Below are 18,233 nucleotides of genomic sequence, written 5' to 3'. Positions count from 1 at the left end.
GCCTTCTCGTTCCCATGAACCACCTCCGGTTTCATCTTCCACCTTAACAAGGTGTCTTTGAAACCGGCAGCAGCCCAATGAGAAGTCTTCAGAAGTGAAGCTGCGGTCGCTGGATCCCGTCCCCTGGACTCTCGCCGCCTACGACTGGGCTACAGGGCAAGCCCGGCTCCGTCGGTCGACAGCGGGCGTAATCGCCCCTTCTCGAGCGGAACTCGCAGCGTCGAGCCCGACGTGGCTGGAATGGGTGACGGCGCCGGGCTCACTCTCAGAATGGCAAGCAGCTGCCGATGGGCTCGCCGCGTTGTTCGGTACTTCGACGGCTTCGGGCCGCGCATACGACGAGGAGGGGGCATACTGGGTCGAGATTCGTAGGCCCTTGCCTGGCGTGCATCTCATCAGCTTCAAGCTGGAGAAATCCGACCTTCGGACAAAGGTGATCTGTCGCGTCTGGGTGGAAAACGCGCACGACTCCGTTTACGAACTATTCGCAGCCGGTCCTCGCTTCGGCATCGATGGCAACTATGTGGCACGTTCGCACGGAATGCAGCCATCGTCAACCTTCCAGCGTTCATTGGACGAGCAGGGCGTCCGGGCAACGGGTGTGTGGTACAGCGTGGAACTTGCAACATTGGGCTCGCCCGGCTTGAACACGCTGCGAACTCTCTTCGAGAGCTTCTGTAGGTATTCAGTGAGTTGCCACCACGGTGAACTGCCGCCGCAATCATTGTCACCTACCATCGATAACGCGGCGCCGGAATGGGATGCCGATGAGAAACTCGTGGCAGAGATCGACGCCATGACCCTGTCCAAAACTGAAAAGTTGGCCCTAGTCAGGTCCAGGATCAATCAGTCAGGCTACCGGCAAAGATTGCTGGCGCGGTGGGGAGGAAGGTGCTCTGTCACGGGACTTGCCCATGCAGACTTTCTGATCGCCTCGCACATCGTGCCTTGGAGCGTATGCACAACGCCCAAAGACCGATGGAGTCCCGACAACGGCCTGTTGCTGCCGCCTGGTCTGGACAAGGCGTTCGAGTTGGGTTTCATTGGGTTCGACGCCAAGGGAAAGATTATCCTGTCCAAGCGAGCCGAAAGGCTTGACGTTCAGGGCGGCCTTGGCATTAGCCGAACCCACGCCATTCGCAATTTCCATCTCTACCCAGGGCTCGCGCCGTATCTCGAGCGTCATCGCGAACTTCACGAGGACAGGTTGGACGGATGACGTCAACTCGCGAAGATCACGTGCGGGTCGATGGCTCACGTGGAATGCCCTTGTCGGCCAGGAGCTGACCTTCACCGCTGGGGCAGAATCCTGTCGGAATTCGATCCTTCGTCCTATTCATCATGCTCAAACAACCTCGGTTTGTGATTGCGGTGCGCAACCTGGCACGTTCCGCCGATTACTACAGGGACGTGCTGGGGTTCTCGATCGGGTGGAAGGAAGTGCCCGGCTGGCGTCTGTTCAGGCGCGATGCCTGCACCATCATGGCGGGAGAGTGTCCGGACACACCTCCCGCGCGGGACCTGGGCGAGCACTCGTACATGGCCTACTTTGAGGTCGACGATGTCACGGGCTTGCACATGGATCTGGCTGCGCGGGGTGCCCAGATGGTCAAGGCGCTTCGCACGGAGCCCTGGGGCATGCGGGAGTTCGGAATTGAGACCGTCGACGGTCACTGCATGATGTTTGGAGAGGATGTTTCTGGCGCCGATTGAGCTGAAGCAGCATCGGCGGCTGCCGGCCAGAACCCGACGTTCAGCGCAGGAGCACAAACTGGATGAAAAGTGGCATGGAGTGCAAGACCGAAGTCGAAACGCGTGGTCACCTAACCGCCAAGCCGGAAGAATTGGACGCCAGCTGAAGAGCATCGGGGTTCTGTGACCCTCGCTGGGTCTCGACCAAAAGCGGAACTACCTCACGGTCCTCCAGGTTCACCCTGTCAGTGCACTGGCAGTGCCGTGACGTAAACTTGAGAAACTCGGTTGTACACAACTCCGGGCGTGGAGACTTTCATCGATGCGAAGCGCCACGAAGGCGCTGAATCGAGTCACCTTTCCTCACTGTCTTTCAACGTCCAATGCTCGATAGCCTCGTTCGCAAATTCCGTCTCGCATTGATGACCTCCGGCGTCCTTATCTTCGCGGGATGCACGACCTACCAAATGCCCGCCCCGTATAGTCTCGCGCCCTCGGTGGAAGGTTCAACGATCACGTTCACCTCCGAGTTTCCCACCTGGACTTCGGTCGGCAGGGTGGTCAAAGTCGAAGCCGACCTTTGCCAGATTCAGCCGATTGGATACACCAAGCAGCCGGGGTTCGATCGCCGCGACCTGACGAGAAGATCCTTCGGGGATCCAGAAAAACCCAACAACGAGGTTATCTTCAGGGCAAAAGTGGACGAAGAGATTCGGCTTTCTGCCACGACGGTCCTGGCCCAATACGACAAGTTCATTTCGAGTTGCGGACCGAAGTTTGTACGGTTTGTTCCCAAAGCACGGCAGTCTTACGCAGTACGGTTCGTGAAAGACGGCAATTCCTGTCGCATTGAGATACGCTCGAATGATGAGTTGACCCCCTTCGAGCAGTTTCAGCCCGAACTCCGGGGACGTGCGGTTGTCTGCGGAGTGGAGTGAGCCGCACCAAGACTCGGAAAATGCCGATATTTCGGTGGAGCGCTTGCTTCGTACGTCGGCAGTCGGCCACGAGCGGTCGGTCGCATGACGCACCGAATAATCGGACGTCTCGGCGAGTCCTACGGGGGAATGCTCTTGCGTCGCCGGGTATCATTTTGTATCTTGCACGCGTTTCGGCACTTTCTGCCGGCGCGCCAACAACCATAAGGACAGAATGAAAGCGCTTTTGCTGCTCACAACCACCGCACTACTCGCGGCGTGCGGTACCACCTCCGGCCGGCTTGGCCCACTTCCTGAGGTCTCCGACAGCTCAACCGCCGCAAGGGTGATGGTCGTCAGAGTAAGCAGCATGGTCGGTGCAGCGAACGGGTACACCGTTGCCTTGGATGGAAAAGACATCTTCGGCATCGGCTCCGGCGAGCACGCTGAGTTTTCGGTCACGCCGGGGGAGCACTACCTCGGCGTGAAATGCTTTGGCGGATTTACCCCGACGTGGAAGGAAGATTCGCTTAGATTTACTGCGAAGCAATCGTCGTCGAGCTACTTCGTCGTGAGTCCAAACATGAGTTGTGCTGCGGTCAGGGTCGCCGAAGAATCAGAGGCCAAGAAGCTTCTCTCGAGTAGCAAGGCCGTCAACCTGGACAAGCTCGTGAGCAAATAGGTTTGGCGAGGGACGGTGGATTTCGGTTAGAGACCTTGAAGCAAGAGGATTCACGTACCAGCTGCCGCAGGACGATGTTTCGCAGGCTGCGAAGCCTTGCCTACTCGACTCCCAACAACTGAAGAGCGGCCGTTGCTCTGCTGAGCTCACTGTGCCCAGGAAACTGATACACGAAGACGGCTCGAGCTGACCGGAAGGCACAAGGAAAGTGCCGCGGCCTTTCGCACCGAACAACTGCTCGGCGTCGTTCCATGCTTCAATCACAACATAGCCTGGAGCGGCGAACAGCCGTGAGCGGCCAAAAGCGGACCGATGTGCTACGCCAGAAGATTCTCGGCTTTCTGAAAACGCTTCAACTCACTGCCAATGACACACTCGTATCCCGACGTCCTCGACCCAGCACTGGTTGGCTCATACCCGGCCTCGGCGATGTCCGGCGGTGGCTACGTTTGGGACGCCGTCCTGGAGTATCGCGTTTGGTGCCATCCGGAGCGCGGCGCGGAGGATCTCGAGGACGGTAGTGACTACTACTACTCGTTTGCGTCATTCGTTGAGGCTCAAGGATTCGCCGAGAGCACCGTGGGTGCGGAGAAGCCACTTGCCCTGATCGTGCAGGAGGAGTACATCGACGAACCCTCTCCCGGCGAGTACCGACACGTCAAGAAGAGACGAGTCGCGGAATGGCATGTTGAGTACCTTTCCCGCCCGCGTCGGACACCGCGCACGATTCCGGATTTTCTGGCTCCTGATGCACCACCGAACCGGCTTGCGATCATTCGTGGGCAGGTCTGATCGCCTCGCCAGCGGCCTACTGAGATCTGACAGATCGCTGCCTAAACACGCGTTTCGCGGCACAGCTTTGAAGGTCTGGCGAAGAAAGTCAGAAGACCGCTTCGGGCACGTGCCAGCTACAGTTGTCGGCCAACACCGGCCGGTCAATGAAACCCAGCACATTCATGAGAATTCCTGACAGCCTTTGGCAAAAGTTTCTTGAGGACGCTGGCGCCCACAAGCCTGCAAGCCGGCCTTTCAAGGTTTTTATGGCCGTTCTAGCCGGCCTCGTCGCGTACGGGGCAGTTCGCTTCTTCGCAAAATAGCGCAGGCCGTTTGTCGTCGCAGTCGTAGCCGACAGGCAGAATGCGGCCCAGGACCAGACATTCGAGCTTTAATGCGGAAGGTTGCTTGAGTATGGAAATGAGCGGCAAGAGCATCATCCAGGGCTTTTTCTTAATCGCTTCCGCGACACTACTTGCCCTGTTGTTTTTGGGTGCTTGGGTGCTGAAAAAGGTGTTGCCTGAGGAACATCCGATGAAGAGCAAGCTGTCGCCTGAAAGGCTTCTGCATACTGCAAAGATTCTTGCAGCAATGCTGATCGCGGCGTACTTTGCGGGCGCGGTAATTTTGTATGGTTAGGCTGGACGCGGCCAGTTGCAGACATCGATCTCTCGCGTCTGATTGCCTTCAACCCCTGATGTACTACGTCGCACAACTCCTTGTCTACGCGGTTCTTGTGCTGGGGGTCTCCCTGTGCATTGGAACGACCACGATGGCGTCCATCTTGCGCAGACGGTTCCCGGAGGTCTGGGCCAGCTGGGGGCAACCCGCAGCTTGGATGTGGCTCGCCAGAACGCCTTCAAGCCGAAGTTTCTTCGAGTTCCTGGACCGACGCGCGTACCTGGTGACGCATGACCGGACGTTCATCGCCTATTGCTCTGCTCTTCGGGCAGGCTGGTACTCGTTCTTCGTGCTGTTCGTAGTTGCACTCATCGTGCTTACCGCCGCACTGGTTGGGCAGCACGGCGTCTGAAGCCTCAGGAAGAATAGGCACAATGCGGCCAGGAGCGGTCGTTTGTCACACGCTCCCGCTTTCGTGCCGCGATGCCATTTCAAGAGCCTGAGTCATGGCTACAGTCGGCCAGAATCGGAAATCAAGAGGGAGCTGAATGCTTGGCGACATTTTTGTTTCGTCGCATCGCGACGCACTGCGCTATGAACGTCTCCTAGGGAGCTGGTTTTTCACTCACACTCGACCACGGTCTTTGGGAGACTGCGAACGAAAGCCGCGATCCTCAGGGCGATGGCGAAGGAACTAATGGGCGGTGAAGGCGGAGCAACGTTTCTGTTTGCCTTTCCGCCCGAGCTGGTCAATGCGCTGGAGCAGTTGCCTGCCGAGAAGATTCCAAGCGTAGTCGAGAGTTGGCTGCAGGCGCTGGAGAAGCAGGCCGATCGAAACTCAGAATTTGTCGAAGGCCTACACCGGATGCGCAGCCTCGCGACCATCGCAAAGTCTCGCGGTAGTTCGATTTACCTCTGGTTCGGCGGTTAGGTAGCGATGGCCGAGGCGGCGACAGACAACAGTCGGCCAAAACCCGACATTCATCTTGCCGGCCAGAATGACGTACCAAGAGGGGATGAGATGCGCTTGACCGGTTCACGGATGATTTCACAGTGGCTCCCTGACAAGAAATTGACTCGTCTGTGGCTGCTCTCTGTGGTGCTTACCGGCCTAGCGTGGTGGTTTGTCCTCCACTCTACGGAGCCGGCCGGAAGCAATCCAGGTCTGATTGGTCTTTCGATGTTGGCTGTGAGCGCCACTTTGATGGGCGTCTCGGCTGGGTCCCTCCTTGCGGCGCTAGTGGTTGCATTGCAAGTCTTCCTCGGGCGGGCCGGAGGAACGGTTCCGCTTGTCTACAAAGGACCGACGCCGATGCGGGTTGCCCTCTTCATGTATGTCGGGCACGTGCTGAGTGCGGTCCTGTTGAGCGTCGGCCTGAGTTCACTGGGTGGGCATTGGATGCTGCCGGGGCCGTGGTATCTTGGACTCCTTCCATTTGTCTGGCGGTAGTGCACGGCTCAGAACGGCCAGGAACGGACGTTCGACGGCCGCTTCAGTTCGGGACGGCCGGCAAGGTACTTTTACGGCGAAACCAAATGATCACTAATTCTTTTGTCGTCGATGACATCGTAGAGCTTCGCGTGGCGCATCGCGTCTTTCGCGAAGCGAAGTTCTGTACTGAGGCCGATGACCTTGAGATATCTGACAGCCCCATTGTTGCTAGGATGTTTCAACGGCTGATCGCCACTTTGATGGCGCAGGAAGTTGCTCTGGAAGGTGAAGTTGCTCGCCAAAGTTGGATGCGGAGGCTTGCGATTGACGAGTCACGTGATGAATGGGCTGCTGCGATCCGGGGCGCGAGCGTAGAAAAGCAATGGCTTACGTTCTCAAATACTGATCGGACTGACTATGTCAGGGTTTTACTTAGCCCCTTTACCGCATCGCCAGAAACTATTGAGAAGTTTGAGTTGGCGGTGAATCAGTCGCTGGAGTCGAATCCGCGAGTCGATCCAAACTAGATTAGACCGAACCCATTGCGCGAAAAAAACTGCAGCGTCTTGCTTATTATTCACGTGGGCTAGCAACCGATTTCCTTCTAGCCGCTGAGTGGCGCGCTACGCCGCGTCAACCTATCGGGCGGGCATGGCCATTCGCACCGGCTTGCCGATCGGCCTCTTCTTCGTGGGAATCCAGACCATCTGTCGGAGACGAGCTAGCGCCTTACAAGTCGGGACGTAACCTGAGGCGGGGCCGCTGGCGGCCACCGCTGGACAATCGGAGAGCTACACGAGCGACTGCTTCGGAGCATCGCGAACTTCCGGATAGGGCCCTGAGCCGTCATCCAGTCCGCTCCAAAGCCGCCGTTCAGAGCCCCTACGACAGAGCCCCTACGACAGAGCCCCTACGACAGAGCACCTACGACAGAGCACCTACGACAGAGGACCTTCGATCACGTTCAGAGCATCCCGAAGTTCGCGCTCGTTCACGGCAAAGCGCTTCATGAAGTCATTGGCGGTTCCCGTAACCGCGGTTATCGCGGCGTGCTCTGTCTTTCCCAGTCGAACGAATCGCGCTAGTTCTCCCGGCCATGTGTAGTCTTGTTCAACACTCGCTGCACGCCTGCCACCCAAGACGATGAATTGTGGCCACGGCGCGAACTTTTGCCGACTTACATCGACGCTAAAGAAGCGGCACAGGTCCAATGTGCTCTGCGTGAAGTCGCAGTCAAAGAACTCGCCGAACTCGTCGGGCTTTCCGGAAAAAGGGCTGGGATCGCGCCCGAAGTCAACACCATCGAATCGGCCGATGAACTTGCAGCGAACGTAGTCCGAAGAGAAGAATTTCGGTAGGCGCCTGTCCGTCATCTTCTTCGTGCATTCGATGATGCAGTCAGTCAGTCGGGAATGGCGGATAGAAGGTGTGAATCCATGCAGCTTGATGTGGCACCGCTCCAGCGTGCAGCGCAGGAACCCATCCGGCAGCTTAGGGCCGACGTCGATGGTCACATCGGCAAAGTGCTCACCGCGAATCATCTCTTCTGCTGGGAACATCTTGTCGGTCATCGAGTAGCAGGCTGGCTTTGTTGAATGTCCGGTCGTGGCCGAATTCTGTCTTGAGGCACGTCGGCCTGTTATGCCCCCAACTGAACGCTGTAGCAGCGTCCTTCGATGATAACAAGCGGGTCATGGACGCGAATGGAATCTACTCCGTCAATCACGATGCCGACTGCCTCGGCCTTCGGCGGCCTAGAGCTGAACAGTTCGGAGACATAGTAGGTTTCGAGCACACGTGAAAGGAGTTCTGGCATCTTCAGCAAGCTCGGCAACTCTGGATAGCCAGCCTGCGCAAACCAGTCACGTTCGCCTGTGAGCATGTCGTCCCGCCTCAACTCGTCCACGAGGAAGTCATACCATGGAGCCATTAGAGCTGCCAACTTGCCGAGTTCGACCTGCAAGCGGTAGATGTGGGGGCGGCTTGCCCCTCGCCTTGTACTGAGGGACGTCTCCGACCATGAGACTCTATCAAGCGCGAGCACTTTGGAGTTCACGGAAATGTTGGGCATCGAATGTCCGTTCATGGATGCGAATTCTGCGATGAGGCCGAACGGCCGCTCCTGGCCGCGTCCGGGCTTTTCACATCAGGAGCCGATTGGATGTACTTGGCCGCGAAACAGCAAGCCGCGGCCGAAAACCTTGTCAGCAGTTCTGTTGCCGAAACGGTCGAATTCGCTTGTTGGGTTGATGTGACGCACTAGGTCATGGCGTGTGGAGATGCCATCAAGCCACGGAATTCCAACGGCGTCCAGCCGCTGCAGCACGTACGCGAGCGAGGTCGAGCATTCTTCTGCACTACTCGAAGGCCAGAGGTCGTAACCAGTAGACGTCGGCCCAGCTTTCCCTAGGCGTCCTCCGGCAAAAATGTTCAACTCGTCCGGAAGGTTGGCCATGTCATAGGGCTGCAAGGCGAACTCTGGAACCCAGGCGGACACGGACCAATTCATAGACTGGTTCCCCGCGGAGAATCCTGGAATCACAAAGTGCCATACCTCGCCGAAACTTCGCATGTAGGCAAACCCCTTTGGCGTTAGCGTGAAACCGCGATTCCGCATCTCGGGGGTGAACACAGGTCTCGCATGCCTCTTTAGTTCAGCTCTTGTCGTCATGTCGGGTGTCCAGGAAGGCCTGAGTATCTGTTCGTCGGGGCCGAGGCTTGAACGTCTGGTCTTGGCCGATTGTTCATGGCCGCCGGTTTGTGTGCACGCGCTTCAGGGTAAGCGACCTCAATCCCGAAACCGAATCGTTGTGCGTGCGCCGCGAACGTCTGCTATGCCGCGAATTCTGCAGCAGGGCCGACCGGCTGCTTCTGGCCGCATCCTGCCACACCTGCGCCGGCGCCCAGTCCAGACATTCGCTCCTCTCTGAAGCGGACGTTCCTCCCTCAGTCCGAGCGGGCTTTCGGGCTTTCAACCAGGCAGCATCGCTTAGGTACTGCCATGCCCGAGGTCGGCGATCACGAAGGGCAGCCATTGTCAGTTGGCGAACGGGCCTTCGTTCGCCGCGACCAATGAGTCTCAGTTCCTGCACACCTTTGCGCCTCTATTAAAAGGTGGTGGGCACTTGTCTGTTATCTCCCGTGGTGGGACATAGTCCCAGCCGTTTGCGCTCTTCACCCTATGGCCCTTGGGAGGAATAAAGTAAACGCGCCCAGCGGCGGAAAAGTTCCCGTTGAAGGCGCCTCGATAGGCGGTTCCTTCCACCGTTGCTAGCAAGGTCACCGGGTATGAGTGCCCGATCTTTATAGGAAGTGTCCTCCAATAAATTCCTGGGATCTGCAGGTCGATCGGTTCGGCCATCCCGCTGAGTGATAGTCGACCAGAGCAAGTTGAGCGAAGCGTGCCATCTGCAGTACCCTGAGTGCCATTGCACTTCCCGCCATACACCACCAGCATGAGGGAATGGGCTGCTCGGTTTCTCATCACCTCTCGAGACTTGTGGATCGGGGTGAATGCAACTTGATCGCTGGTTGTGGCGTCAGCACTTGCCGTCGCGCGGAAACTGCCCTCCGACGACCCAAAAGCATGAACATGAACACCACCGAATTGAGCATGCGCCTGACCCGTGGCATCTGCGTAATGCTCCCGTCTTGGATCAAACGGAGAATGTGACTTTGAATCGGACCTGGACGCATCAGCCGCTGCGTTGCTCGAAGAAGAATGCGTTTCACATTGAGTCGATAGCGGCTGACTGCCACTCACCCACGCGCATGCCTTGGCCGTCGCTCGTTGGCCTACTGCAGTTGCAAACGGCAAATAGCCGAGCGCAAACACCAGCAATCTGCTTGCCATTCGATAGAGCATGAGTCGCACTCCATCCAAACGGCATTTTTGACGCCCACGCTGCGAAAAGCAATCCGCCCGACGGCATAGGAAATCAGTCTCCGCGAACAACGCCTTCGCGGCGCGGGTCGGCCCCCCCGAAGAAGCCCGTCGGTGTCTTCTGTATCGCCTGCAGGCCGCTCGTGATCTCCATTTCGCGCACCTCCGCGCCGCGCGCTCGCAGCGCCTCGACCGTGACCGGTGCAAAGCGGTCCTTCTCCAGCAGGCTCGGGCCGTTGAGTGACCCAAAGTTCGGCAGATCGATGGCCTGCTGAGCGTTCAAGCCCCAATTCAACATGCCGTACAAGGCCTTCGCCGTGAAGTGAATGATCATCGCGCCGCCAGGACTCCCGGCACTGGCTACCAGCCGTCCATTGCCGCCATCGGGTGCGCGCTCGAACACCAGCGTTGGCGCCATTGACGAGCGCGGCCGCTTCAGTGGCTGAACACGGTTGGCGATGGGGCGTCCCTCAGCGTCGGCGGGCGCGAAGCTGAAGTCGGTCAGCTCGTTGTTGAGCAAGAATCCTCCGGCCTTGCCTGAGCCGCCGTCTGTGAGCAGGCGTGCCCCGAACACATCCTCGATGGTGGTCGTCATCGCGACAGCATTGCCGGCAGCGTCGACGATGCTGATGTGCGAAGTGCCGTACTCGACCTGCTCCGGCATGGGTCCATACGAGACCGAGATCGCACCGGGATCGCCGGGTTTCGCGGTCTTCATGCTGGGCGCACCAGCTGATGTCGCAATCAACTTTGCGCGCTCGGCCAGATACGCCGGCGCGATGAGGCTGGACCAGTTCCCGCCCGGCGCTTGCACAAAGTCGGGGTCGCCGAGGTATTGCGCCCGATCAGCGAACGCCAGGCGCGATGCTTCCGTGTACAGGTGCAGGTAATCGGCATTCGGCGTCGGCCCCTTGCTTGGATCGGCACCGGCGACCAGCGGGAGGGTGTGAGCCTCGGTGTGGGCCAACATGCCAAGAATCTGTGTCACGGTGATCGCTCCAGAGCTGGGCGGAGGCATGCCGCAGAGGCGGTAGGCATGGACGGCACCGGTGGTCGTGCGAGCCGCATAGTCGCTGCAGATCGGCTCGCGCTTCTTCGCCTCATAGCGGGAGAGATCGGAAACGGCCAGCTTGCCGGGATTCGTCGGATGGCGGTTCACTTTATCGACGATGGCTTGCGCCACACGCCCTTCCAGCAACCCTCGGGATCCTTCGCGGGCAATCTTGCGCAGGATCTCAGCATAGGCGGGGTTCCTGAGAATCGCACCCGCCTCCAAGGGCTGTCCATTCGGATAGTAGAAGGCTGCTGCCGTAGGGTCCTTGCGAAGGTGCTGCTCGCCCTTGAGTTGTGTCGCCAGCCGAGGGCTGACCGCGAAGCCGTCTTCGGCGAGCTTGATCGCGGGGCCGAACAACTGGGCCCAGGCCACCTTGCCATGCTGCTTATGAGCCAGTTCGAGCATTCGAACGGCTCCCGGCGTTCCGACAGAGCGGCCGCCGACGACCGCGTCGGAGAAGACAATCGGCTTCCCAGCCGCATCGAGGAACAGTTTCTCGTCGGCCGCCGCGGGCGCGGTTTCGCGGCCGTCGAAGGCCTCGACGGACCCGCCGCTGTAGTGAAGGAGGAAGGCGCCGCCTCCGATTCCGCTCGACTGCGGCTCGACGAGGCCCAGCACCATCTGCACCGCGATCGCGGCATCGACGGCCGAGCCGCCGGCCTTCAGCACCTGATAGCCGGCGTCAGTAGCCAGCGGGTTCGCGGCGGCAACCGAGAACTTCGTTGTCGCCCAACCAGGCTTGACCTGATAGCCCGAGGCGCCTTCAGGCAAGATCGGAGCGACATAACTGAAGCCCTGAGGCTGCAGCTGCGCGCAGGCGGACAGCAGTGCGATGGACGTGGCGCCGATCGCATAGCGAAGAGACTTGCTCATGCCATCTCCTTGTTCAACTTGGTTACGGTCCGTTCCACAGTGCCGGCACACGGACTGCATTCCGTGCTTGCCTGCATGATGTCTACAGAGCGCGCGTTTGCCAAGCGAGCCGTCGATCCGATGCGATGCGCACCTCCGCATTGGTCGCCCCGCGCCGGGAAGAGGGGGATAGCGGCGGCGAGGACGGAGACCCAGCGGCCCAAGACCAAGGACGTCTGGCTCGTAGTAGGTCCCGACGACTGGACGAGCCAAGTAGGTTCGTCACCTCCGCCGCCGCGAACGGCGGCCTTTAACGCGAATTTCGCCTCCGAGTGGCTGGTTCTGGCCGTCAGTCATCGTAGTTCGTGCTCGGCTCTTCGGTTCCGTTGGGCTTCCAGAATCGCCAAACTCCGACCTCCTGGCCCCCGCGATACCGGCCCTCGGCTGCAGGCTGGCCCTCTGGATGGAAGTCGCGCCAAAGCCCGTCCTCCTTGCCGTCGACGTACTGCCCTTCTGAGGCCACCGTGCCATGCTCGTGGTAAGCAACGAAGAGGCCGTGCCGAATCCACCGGGTCTTGTCGGGTGCCATCACCCTCGCATAGCGGAACTTGATGGCTCCTGACTCGTAGAGAATCTCGGCGATGTTGAGGTCAGCTTCGATGGTCATGCTTGGGCGTCGACGGGAATTAGCGGGCGGTCGGGAATGTCCGGTCCTGGCCGCATTCTGCCGTCCCAGCCTAGCCTTAGCCAGCTGAAGCGGCAGCCTGCGCGTCCTTAGCCATGCCTCTTCAGACAAGCGATAGAGGACATGCCTTGTCAGCTGGTGACCAGCCGGGACGAGCGGATGGTCGAAGTCATCGGAGGCCGTTCGCGTCAACTACTCGCTCGGCAGGCTGCGCAAGAGCATCAGCATTCCCTCTTCCAGGTCGCGCTGAAAGCGGTAGCGCAAGGCCGCCAGTTCTGGGCGGCCGACTACTTCGGCCGCGAGCTCCGCTGGATGGCTGAGCGGCCATAGCCCGATGAGCAGCGGCAGGCCATGCATCTGCCCTCCTCCTTTCAACCCAGCTGATGGTGTCTTCGGCATTGGCTCAATCGCCCGCCGAGGTAGCTGCTGATCGCGCAGAGCGGAAGGCCGAGGCGAGGGAAGCCTCGCGGGCATTCACGCCGGGTGAGGGAAATCCAAGGCCCGCTGCCAGGCCTCGCGTCTCCAAGGCCGAGCGCGCCCAGGCCAGGCCGGCGCGCAGGGCTGAAGGTGCCGCGGCCGCGAAGGCATTCAGACCCGGCGAGGGAAACCCGACGCCGGTAGCGACGACTAGGCTGTCGCGGGCAGAGCGTTCGGCAGGACGCAAGGCGAGCCTCGCCCACGTGGCGAGACAGAACAGGGCTGGTCAATTGCCCTCATATGGAGAGAGCTACGGCGGCAAGTAACCATTCCGGGGCAATCGCTGGTACTCGGCGCTGTCCGGCCAGATCGCGAACGGTGCCGAACCCTCCGACTATGTGCAAGATTCGGCAACGCCAATCCCACTCACATGCCCTGCCAAGTCGTGACGTCTCCTTTGTTTTCGACGAGCGCGTCCGATAGCCTCGAGCGTGGCGAGGATGGTCGGCATGACAGGCCCGAAAGCCTTTCGGCCAGTTCGGCGTAGTTGGAGCGCTTGAACGCGGTGTCTTCCGCGATTTCCGACATCTTGAGGGGATGCCCGTGCGACTTGACGAGGATGAAATCGAGGCTCACGAATTACGTTTCAAGGTCTGCTTCTGGGCGGAACTGTAGCCCGCGAGGAGGCCGCCGACTCTAGGCTGTTCGAGAACTGCACGACCATTACGAAGGTCCGCAGTTGGGCCGACTGCAGCCGGCCGCGGCTCCGGTGCTTCGGTCCACGGCGGACGTTGGCCCTTCAACTGGTTGCGCCGCCGGCGAGCCTACCAAACTCATCGCGCAGGTTTGGGTCCGCACCGTTAGCCAGCAGCAAATGGACTACTTCTTTGCTTGTGGCGAGATGAAGAGCAGTGCACCCCCTATCACCCAGGCGGTTCACGTCCATTCGTCCCTTAAGCAACATTGCTACTGCGCTCGCATCGCCCCGCTGTGCCGCAATATGCAGAAGTGAGTCCCCGTTCGAATCGAAGTAGGTCAGCGGGTCGATCGCATCTGTCGGGCGAACACGTCGTCCCTTGACGGCGCCTCGGCACATGCGAGGTTGCACTTCTCTCGCGCGACCTGGTCGAGCGCAGCATGGAGGCTTCGAAGTGAACTTCATTCGATGGACAGGTCCACGACTGACCTCGCTACGAGCGAGGGGGCCTGTGATGAGATCTGCTGGAGCTGCGAGTATCCGGTTGTGGCCCGCTGTCGCCTGTTGCGGTCTTCGGAGCTTTGGTCTCGAAGGCGACATGCGTCTCGCTCTATAGCAGCCCTTCAAATTGGCTGCCTTCGGCACTGCCTGCAGCGGGTCCTTGGTGAGCGCGCGCTGCTTGCATCTCAGCGTCGGCCGTGGCCATGCGCACCGTATACCTGGATGCTTCCGTCAGAAATCGGTCAGGACTTGTACCTACAGTCGCGCCCGCAACCTGAGGAGGTCAGTATGTCCAACAGCAAAACCCAACGCGACGTTACGCACGTCCCGCCGGATGCCGCACGCCGCAGACTGTCAGTGGGGCTTGGCCTGCTGCCCATGCTGCCGCTACTGCCCGGCTGCGGTGGCAGCGATGTCGACCATGTAAATGCGATGAACAATGTTGGCGGCGACGCCCTCGCCGATACGAGGAACGGCACCGAGACCACCATGCCCGGCGCACAGCCCTCGGAAGGCCAAGCCCCCGCCGCCTCGCAGAGCGTCCAACACCCAGGGCTGCTGCACACCGAGGCCGATCTGAAACGCATCCGGGACAAGCTCGCCGCCAGCGAACAGCCATGGGTCAACGGCTGGGGCGCGCTGCTCGGCAGCGGCCGCTCGCACCTCGGCGCGTCGCCACGTCCCCTGGAAACCGTGGTCCGCGGCGTCGCCGGCGAGAACTTCGGTCAGATGTTCATCGACATGCAGCGCGCCCATCAACTCGCGCTGCGCTGGAAGATCTCCGGCGACGAAGACTACGCCAAGAAGGCGGTGGAGTTTCTCAACGCCTGGTCGTCAAAGTTGACCAAGCTGGGCGGCAATTCGAACGTCTTCCTCGCCTCGGGCCTGTACGGCTACCAATGGGCCAATGCCGCCGAACTGATGCGCACCTATCCCGGCTGGGCGAAGGAGGACGCTGCACGCTTCCAGGCCATGCTGCTGAACGTGTTCTATCCGTTGTGCCACGACTTTCTGGTCGATCACAATGGCACCGAGATCAGAAAGGTCACCCACTACTGGGCCAACTGGGATCTGTGCAACATCTGCTCGGTCTACGCTATCGGGGTGTTCTGCGACCGGCCCGACCTGATCGCTGAAGCGGTCAGCTACTACAAGTCCGGGCGGGGCAACGGCGCAGGGGCCCACAACGTCTATTTCGTGCACCCCGGCTACCTGGGCCAATGGCAGGAAAGCCACCGCGACCAGGGCCACTCGACCCTGGGCATCGCCCTGGCCGGCGCGCTATGCGAAATGGCGTGGAACCAGGGGGAGGACCTCTACGGCTATTGGAACAACCGCCTGCTGGCCGGCGCCGAGTACGTCGCCAAGACGAACCTCAGCGACCCCAACGGCAACCCGTACGCGATGCCGTTCACCCCGTACACCGGCGTCCACGGCACAGGCACCGCGGCGGCCGGGACCGGAAGTCGCCGTCCCTGCTGGGAACTGATCTACAACCACTACGTCAACCGCAAGGGCCTGTCGGCACCGTGGACCAAGGCGATGGTCGAGCAGGTGCGCCCCGAGCGCGGGGATGGGACCGGCGACGGCCCCGGCCTGGGCACGCTGCTCTTTGCGCGCGATCCGGCCCCGCCCGCGAAACCCAGCGGCCTGAGCGCATTCCTCAGCGGCGGCAAGGTCCTGCTGTCGTGGTGGGGCAGCGCCGACGCCACCCACTACCTCGTTCAGCGAGCGGGTTCGCCCAACGGCCCGTTCACGACCCTCTCGCAAGTCAGCGATCCCCGCACCTACACCGACGCTCCCGCGCAGGGCACCTGGTACTACCGGATCAGCGCCGTCACCGGCTTCGGCGAGCGCATCGGTGCCGAAACCGTGCGCGTAGCCGTCCCCGGCGAGTTGTGGCTGCACATGCCGCTGAACGGCAACGCCAGTGATGTCAGTGGCCACGGTCGGCACGGCAAGCTGATGGGCGGCACGAGCTGGGGCGAAGGGCGTGCGGGCGGCAGTGCCGTGTTGCTCGACGGCAGCAGCGGTCACGTGGTCCTGCCCGACGGGGCGGTGTCGGCCCTGGGCGATTTCACAGTCGCGGTGTGGGTTTATTCGGAAACCACCGCCGCCAACACACGCATCTTCGATTTCGGCTCAGACAACGTCGCATACATCGCGCTTTCCCCCCACGCTGGACCCAACCGGCTCCACTTCATGGCCTCGCGCGAGCAGTTCTGGCCCGAACAACCCTTGTCCGCGGACCCGCTGCCCACCGGCCGTTGGGTGCACGTGGCCGTCACGCTGTCCGGCACCGTGGGCACGCTCTATGTGGACGGCTCGCCGGTCGCCAGCCAGAACGAGATCTGGATCACGCCCTACCAGCTCGGCCACACCACGCGAAACTGGCTGGGCCGCTCGCAGTACGGTGGCGATCCTTTCTTCAAAGGCCGGATGCAGGACCTGCGCATCTATAGCTGGGCGCAGGACGCGGCCTTCATCGCGGACCTTGCCCGCTGATCGTCGTCGGGCAGCTTCACTGCTTTCGATTTGGCTCGGCAGCGTGGGCTGCTGTCCCAGCATCGACGGCACTGACAAGTGCCGAAGAGCGGGCCGGCGGCCGTCGTAGAAGCCGTCGGTACCGACAACCCAGAACTGATCCGGCGCGCGCTCCCCAGGCGTGCCGGTCTTTCCCCCTACTTACCAGACCTCACTCATGAACATGTTTTCTCAACAATGCGCTCCCGCGCTGCTGACCTCGTTGCTGCTTTTCGGCTGTGGCGGGGACGGTGGGGGCAGTAGCGGGGCTGGTGGTGCGCTGATCGGCACCCCGACGAGCCAAATCGGCAGCGGCAGCCAATCCAATGAAGACCGGCGCGGCGGCATCGGTCAAGGCGGCCCGAGTGGCGGTGGTTCGGCGACTGGTGGCGGCAATACGGGCAATCCGGATGGCGGCACTTCGCCCACCACGGCGACGGTCGCCCTTGTCAGGAAGCTCGGCAAACCCGCCCGGGTACTGATCGGACTGGGCTCCACTTCCATCGATCAGATGAAAAGCCAGGGCATTCACCCCGACATCGTGGAGCAGTACCTGGTTGGTGTCGGCCCGGGGTCCTGGCCCACCTGGAACAATCCCGACGGCGCATACCTCACCTTCACCGCGCAAGCCATCCAGGCTTACGGTGCGATTCCCATGTTCACGCTCTACCAGATGACGGCGAATGGCGAGGGCAATCTGAGCGGCATCAGCGACGCGACCTTCATGAACAAATACTGGGCGCAGGTTCGGCTGATGTACCAGCGCATCGCAGACCTGGGCACTCCCGTTCTGGTCAATCTGGAGCCGGACTTCTGGGGATTCGTTGCGTCGCAAGCGCCTGATCGCGATCCGACGAAAATGCCCGCCGCCGTGAGCGCCCAGCCGGAATGCAGCGGACTGCCGAACACTGTCGCGGGCCTCGGCCAGTGTTTCGTGCAGATGGGCAGGCAGATCGCACCCAAGGCACTGCTCGGGTTCCCGCCCGCCTTCTGGAACGGCACCGCTATCGACATCGCAGCCCAGATGCGCGCAGTCGGAGCGAGCCAGGCAGACTTCATCGTCGCCCAGACCAGCGACCGCGATGCGGGCTGCAGGGAAGTTGCATCGCCTCCCCCGGAATGCCAGAACGGAAGCGCTCCGTTCTATTGGGACGCAAGCAATAGGACCAGCCCGAACTTCCACGAGTCCCAGAAGCAGATCTCGGACTATCGCGCAGCCCTGGGCAACGGCCTGCCGATCCTGTGGTGGCAGACCCCGATGGGCGTGCCGTCCGACACGCCTGGCGGCACCGACCAGCACTACCGCGACAACCATGTCGACTACATGTTGCGCAACACCCAGGAGTACGGCGACATCCACACCTTCGCGATCGTCTTCAGCGCAGGCGGCAGCCACCAGACCTCGATCACCACGGATGGCGGTCAGTTCGCCCGCCTTTCAGGGCAGTACCTCGCGCGAGGCGGCACGGCCTTGAAGTAACGGTTTCTGCCGCAGGGCAGACG

The 18,233-nt window shown here is 60.9% G+C and carries 19 protein-coding genes; 11 read left to right on the top strand and 8 right to left on the bottom strand.

The features are described from left to right. Window positions 1-385: 385 nt before the first annotated feature. From AC3A6B_RS19720 to AC3A6B_RS19680, 9 genes are all read left to right on the top strand, one after another. The gene (locus tag AC3A6B_RS19720; RefSeq protein WP_487838352.1) at window positions 386-1,219 is read left to right on the top strand and encodes an HNH endonuclease; all 834 of its coding nucleotides are present in this window, start codon (window positions 386-388) and stop codon (window positions 1,217-1,219) included. A gap of 122 nt (window positions 1,220-1,341) precedes the next feature. Beyond that, entirely contained in the window at window positions 1,342-1,713 is a 372-nt protein-coding gene (locus AC3A6B_RS19715; RefSeq protein ID WP_487838351.1) for a VOC family protein, read from the top strand. A gap of 362 nt (window positions 1,714-2,075) precedes the next feature. After that, window positions 2,076-2,630 (top strand): hypothetical protein, encoded by a 555-nt coding sequence (locus AC3A6B_RS19710; RefSeq protein WP_487838350.1) that lies wholly within the window; start codon window positions 2,076-2,078, stop codon window positions 2,628-2,630. 214 nt (window positions 2,631-2,844) lie between these two features. Continuing rightward, window positions 2,845-3,291: a hypothetical protein gene (locus tag AC3A6B_RS19705; protein WP_487838349.1), complete on the top strand. Its 447-nt coding sequence runs from the start codon at window positions 2,845-2,847 to the stop codon at window positions 3,289-3,291. 429 nt (window positions 3,292-3,720) lie between these two features. Further along, window positions 3,721-4,083: a GCN5 family acetyltransferase gene (locus AC3A6B_RS19700; protein WP_487838348.1), complete on the top strand. Its 363-nt coding sequence runs from the start codon at window positions 3,721-3,723 to the stop codon at window positions 4,081-4,083. A 402-nt stretch (window positions 4,084-4,485) separates the two neighbouring features. Beyond that, window positions 4,486-4,704 carry a hypothetical protein gene (locus AC3A6B_RS19695; RefSeq protein WP_487838347.1) on the top strand — a complete coding sequence of 73 codons (219 nt, stop codon included), beginning with the start codon at window positions 4,486-4,488 and terminating at the stop codon, window positions 4,702-4,704. Between the two features lie 58 nt (window positions 4,705-4,762). Then, window positions 4,763-5,098 (top strand): hypothetical protein, encoded by a 336-nt coding sequence (locus AC3A6B_RS19690; RefSeq protein WP_487838346.1) that lies wholly within the window; start codon window positions 4,763-4,765, stop codon window positions 5,096-5,098. A gap of 270 nt (window positions 5,099-5,368) precedes the next feature. Continuing rightward, a complete protein-coding gene (locus AC3A6B_RS19685) occupies window positions 5,369-5,617 on the top strand; it encodes a hypothetical protein (RefSeq protein WP_487838345.1) in 249 nt (82 codons plus the stop codon). A gap of 605 nt (window positions 5,618-6,222) precedes the next feature. Further along, window positions 6,223-6,645 (top strand): hypothetical protein, encoded by a 423-nt coding sequence (locus tag AC3A6B_RS19680; protein ID WP_487838344.1) that lies wholly within the window; start codon window positions 6,223-6,225, stop codon window positions 6,643-6,645. Between the two features lie 411 nt (window positions 6,646-7,056). On the opposite strand, the gene AC3A6B_RS19675 is transcribed toward AC3A6B_RS19680, so the two are convergent. The 8 genes from AC3A6B_RS19675 to AC3A6B_RS19640 form a co-directional block, all read right to left on the bottom strand. Beyond that, window positions 7,057-7,689, bottom strand: a complete 633-nt coding sequence (locus AC3A6B_RS19675; RefSeq protein ID WP_487838343.1) for a hypothetical protein — start codon at window positions 7,687-7,689, stop codon at window positions 7,057-7,059. A gap of 68 nt (window positions 7,690-7,757) precedes the next feature. After that, window positions 7,758-8,189, bottom strand: a complete 432-nt coding sequence (locus tag AC3A6B_RS19670) for a hypothetical protein (RefSeq protein WP_487838342.1) — start codon at window positions 8,187-8,189, stop codon at window positions 7,758-7,760. Between the two features lie 75 nt (window positions 8,190-8,264). Further along, window positions 8,265-8,615, bottom strand: coding sequence for a hypothetical protein (locus AC3A6B_RS19665; RefSeq protein ID WP_487838341.1), 351 nt, complete (start codon window positions 8,613-8,615; stop codon window positions 8,265-8,267). A gap of 1,441 nt (window positions 8,616-10,056) precedes the next feature. Beyond that, complete coding sequence (locus tag AC3A6B_RS19660; RefSeq protein WP_487838340.1) at window positions 10,057-11,928, bottom strand: gamma-glutamyltransferase family protein; 1,872 nt, start codon at window positions 11,926-11,928, stop codon at window positions 10,057-10,059. Window positions 11,929-12,256: 328 nt separating this feature from the next. Further along, complete coding sequence (locus AC3A6B_RS19655; protein ID WP_487838339.1) at window positions 12,257-12,574, bottom strand: toxin-antitoxin system YwqK family antitoxin; 318 nt, start codon at window positions 12,572-12,574, stop codon at window positions 12,257-12,259. Between the two features lie 210 nt (window positions 12,575-12,784). Beyond that, window positions 12,785-12,949 (bottom strand): hypothetical protein, encoded by a 165-nt coding sequence (locus AC3A6B_RS19650; RefSeq protein WP_487838338.1) that lies wholly within the window; start codon window positions 12,947-12,949, stop codon window positions 12,785-12,787. 486 nt (window positions 12,950-13,435) lie between these two features. After that, on the bottom strand, window positions 13,436-13,645 hold the full coding sequence (locus AC3A6B_RS19645; RefSeq protein ID WP_487838337.1) for a hypothetical protein: 210 nt from the start codon (window positions 13,643-13,645) through the stop codon (window positions 13,436-13,438). Between the two features lie 163 nt (window positions 13,646-13,808). Continuing rightward, entirely contained in the window at window positions 13,809-14,105 is a 297-nt protein-coding gene (locus AC3A6B_RS19640) for an ankyrin repeat domain-containing protein (protein WP_487838336.1), read from the bottom strand. Window positions 14,106-14,495: 390 nt separating this feature from the next. On the opposite strand from AC3A6B_RS19640, the gene AC3A6B_RS19635 reads away from it, so the two are divergent. Together AC3A6B_RS19635 and AC3A6B_RS19630 are read left to right on the top strand one after the other, a co-directional pair. After that, a complete protein-coding gene (locus tag AC3A6B_RS19635) occupies window positions 14,496-16,712 on the top strand; it encodes a LamG-like jellyroll fold domain-containing protein (protein WP_487838335.1) in 2,217 nt (738 codons plus the stop codon). A 196-nt stretch (window positions 16,713-16,908) separates the two neighbouring features. Beyond that, the gene (locus AC3A6B_RS19630) at window positions 16,909-18,210 is read left to right on the top strand and encodes a hypothetical protein (RefSeq protein WP_487838334.1); all 1,302 of its coding nucleotides are present in this window, start codon (window positions 16,909-16,911) and stop codon (window positions 18,208-18,210) included. Window positions 18,211-18,233: the final 23 nt, after the last annotated feature.

Source organism: Variovorax sp. Soil_C_33, assembly GCF_057656935.1.
This window is presented reverse-complemented; position numbering and strand designations above follow the sequence as displayed.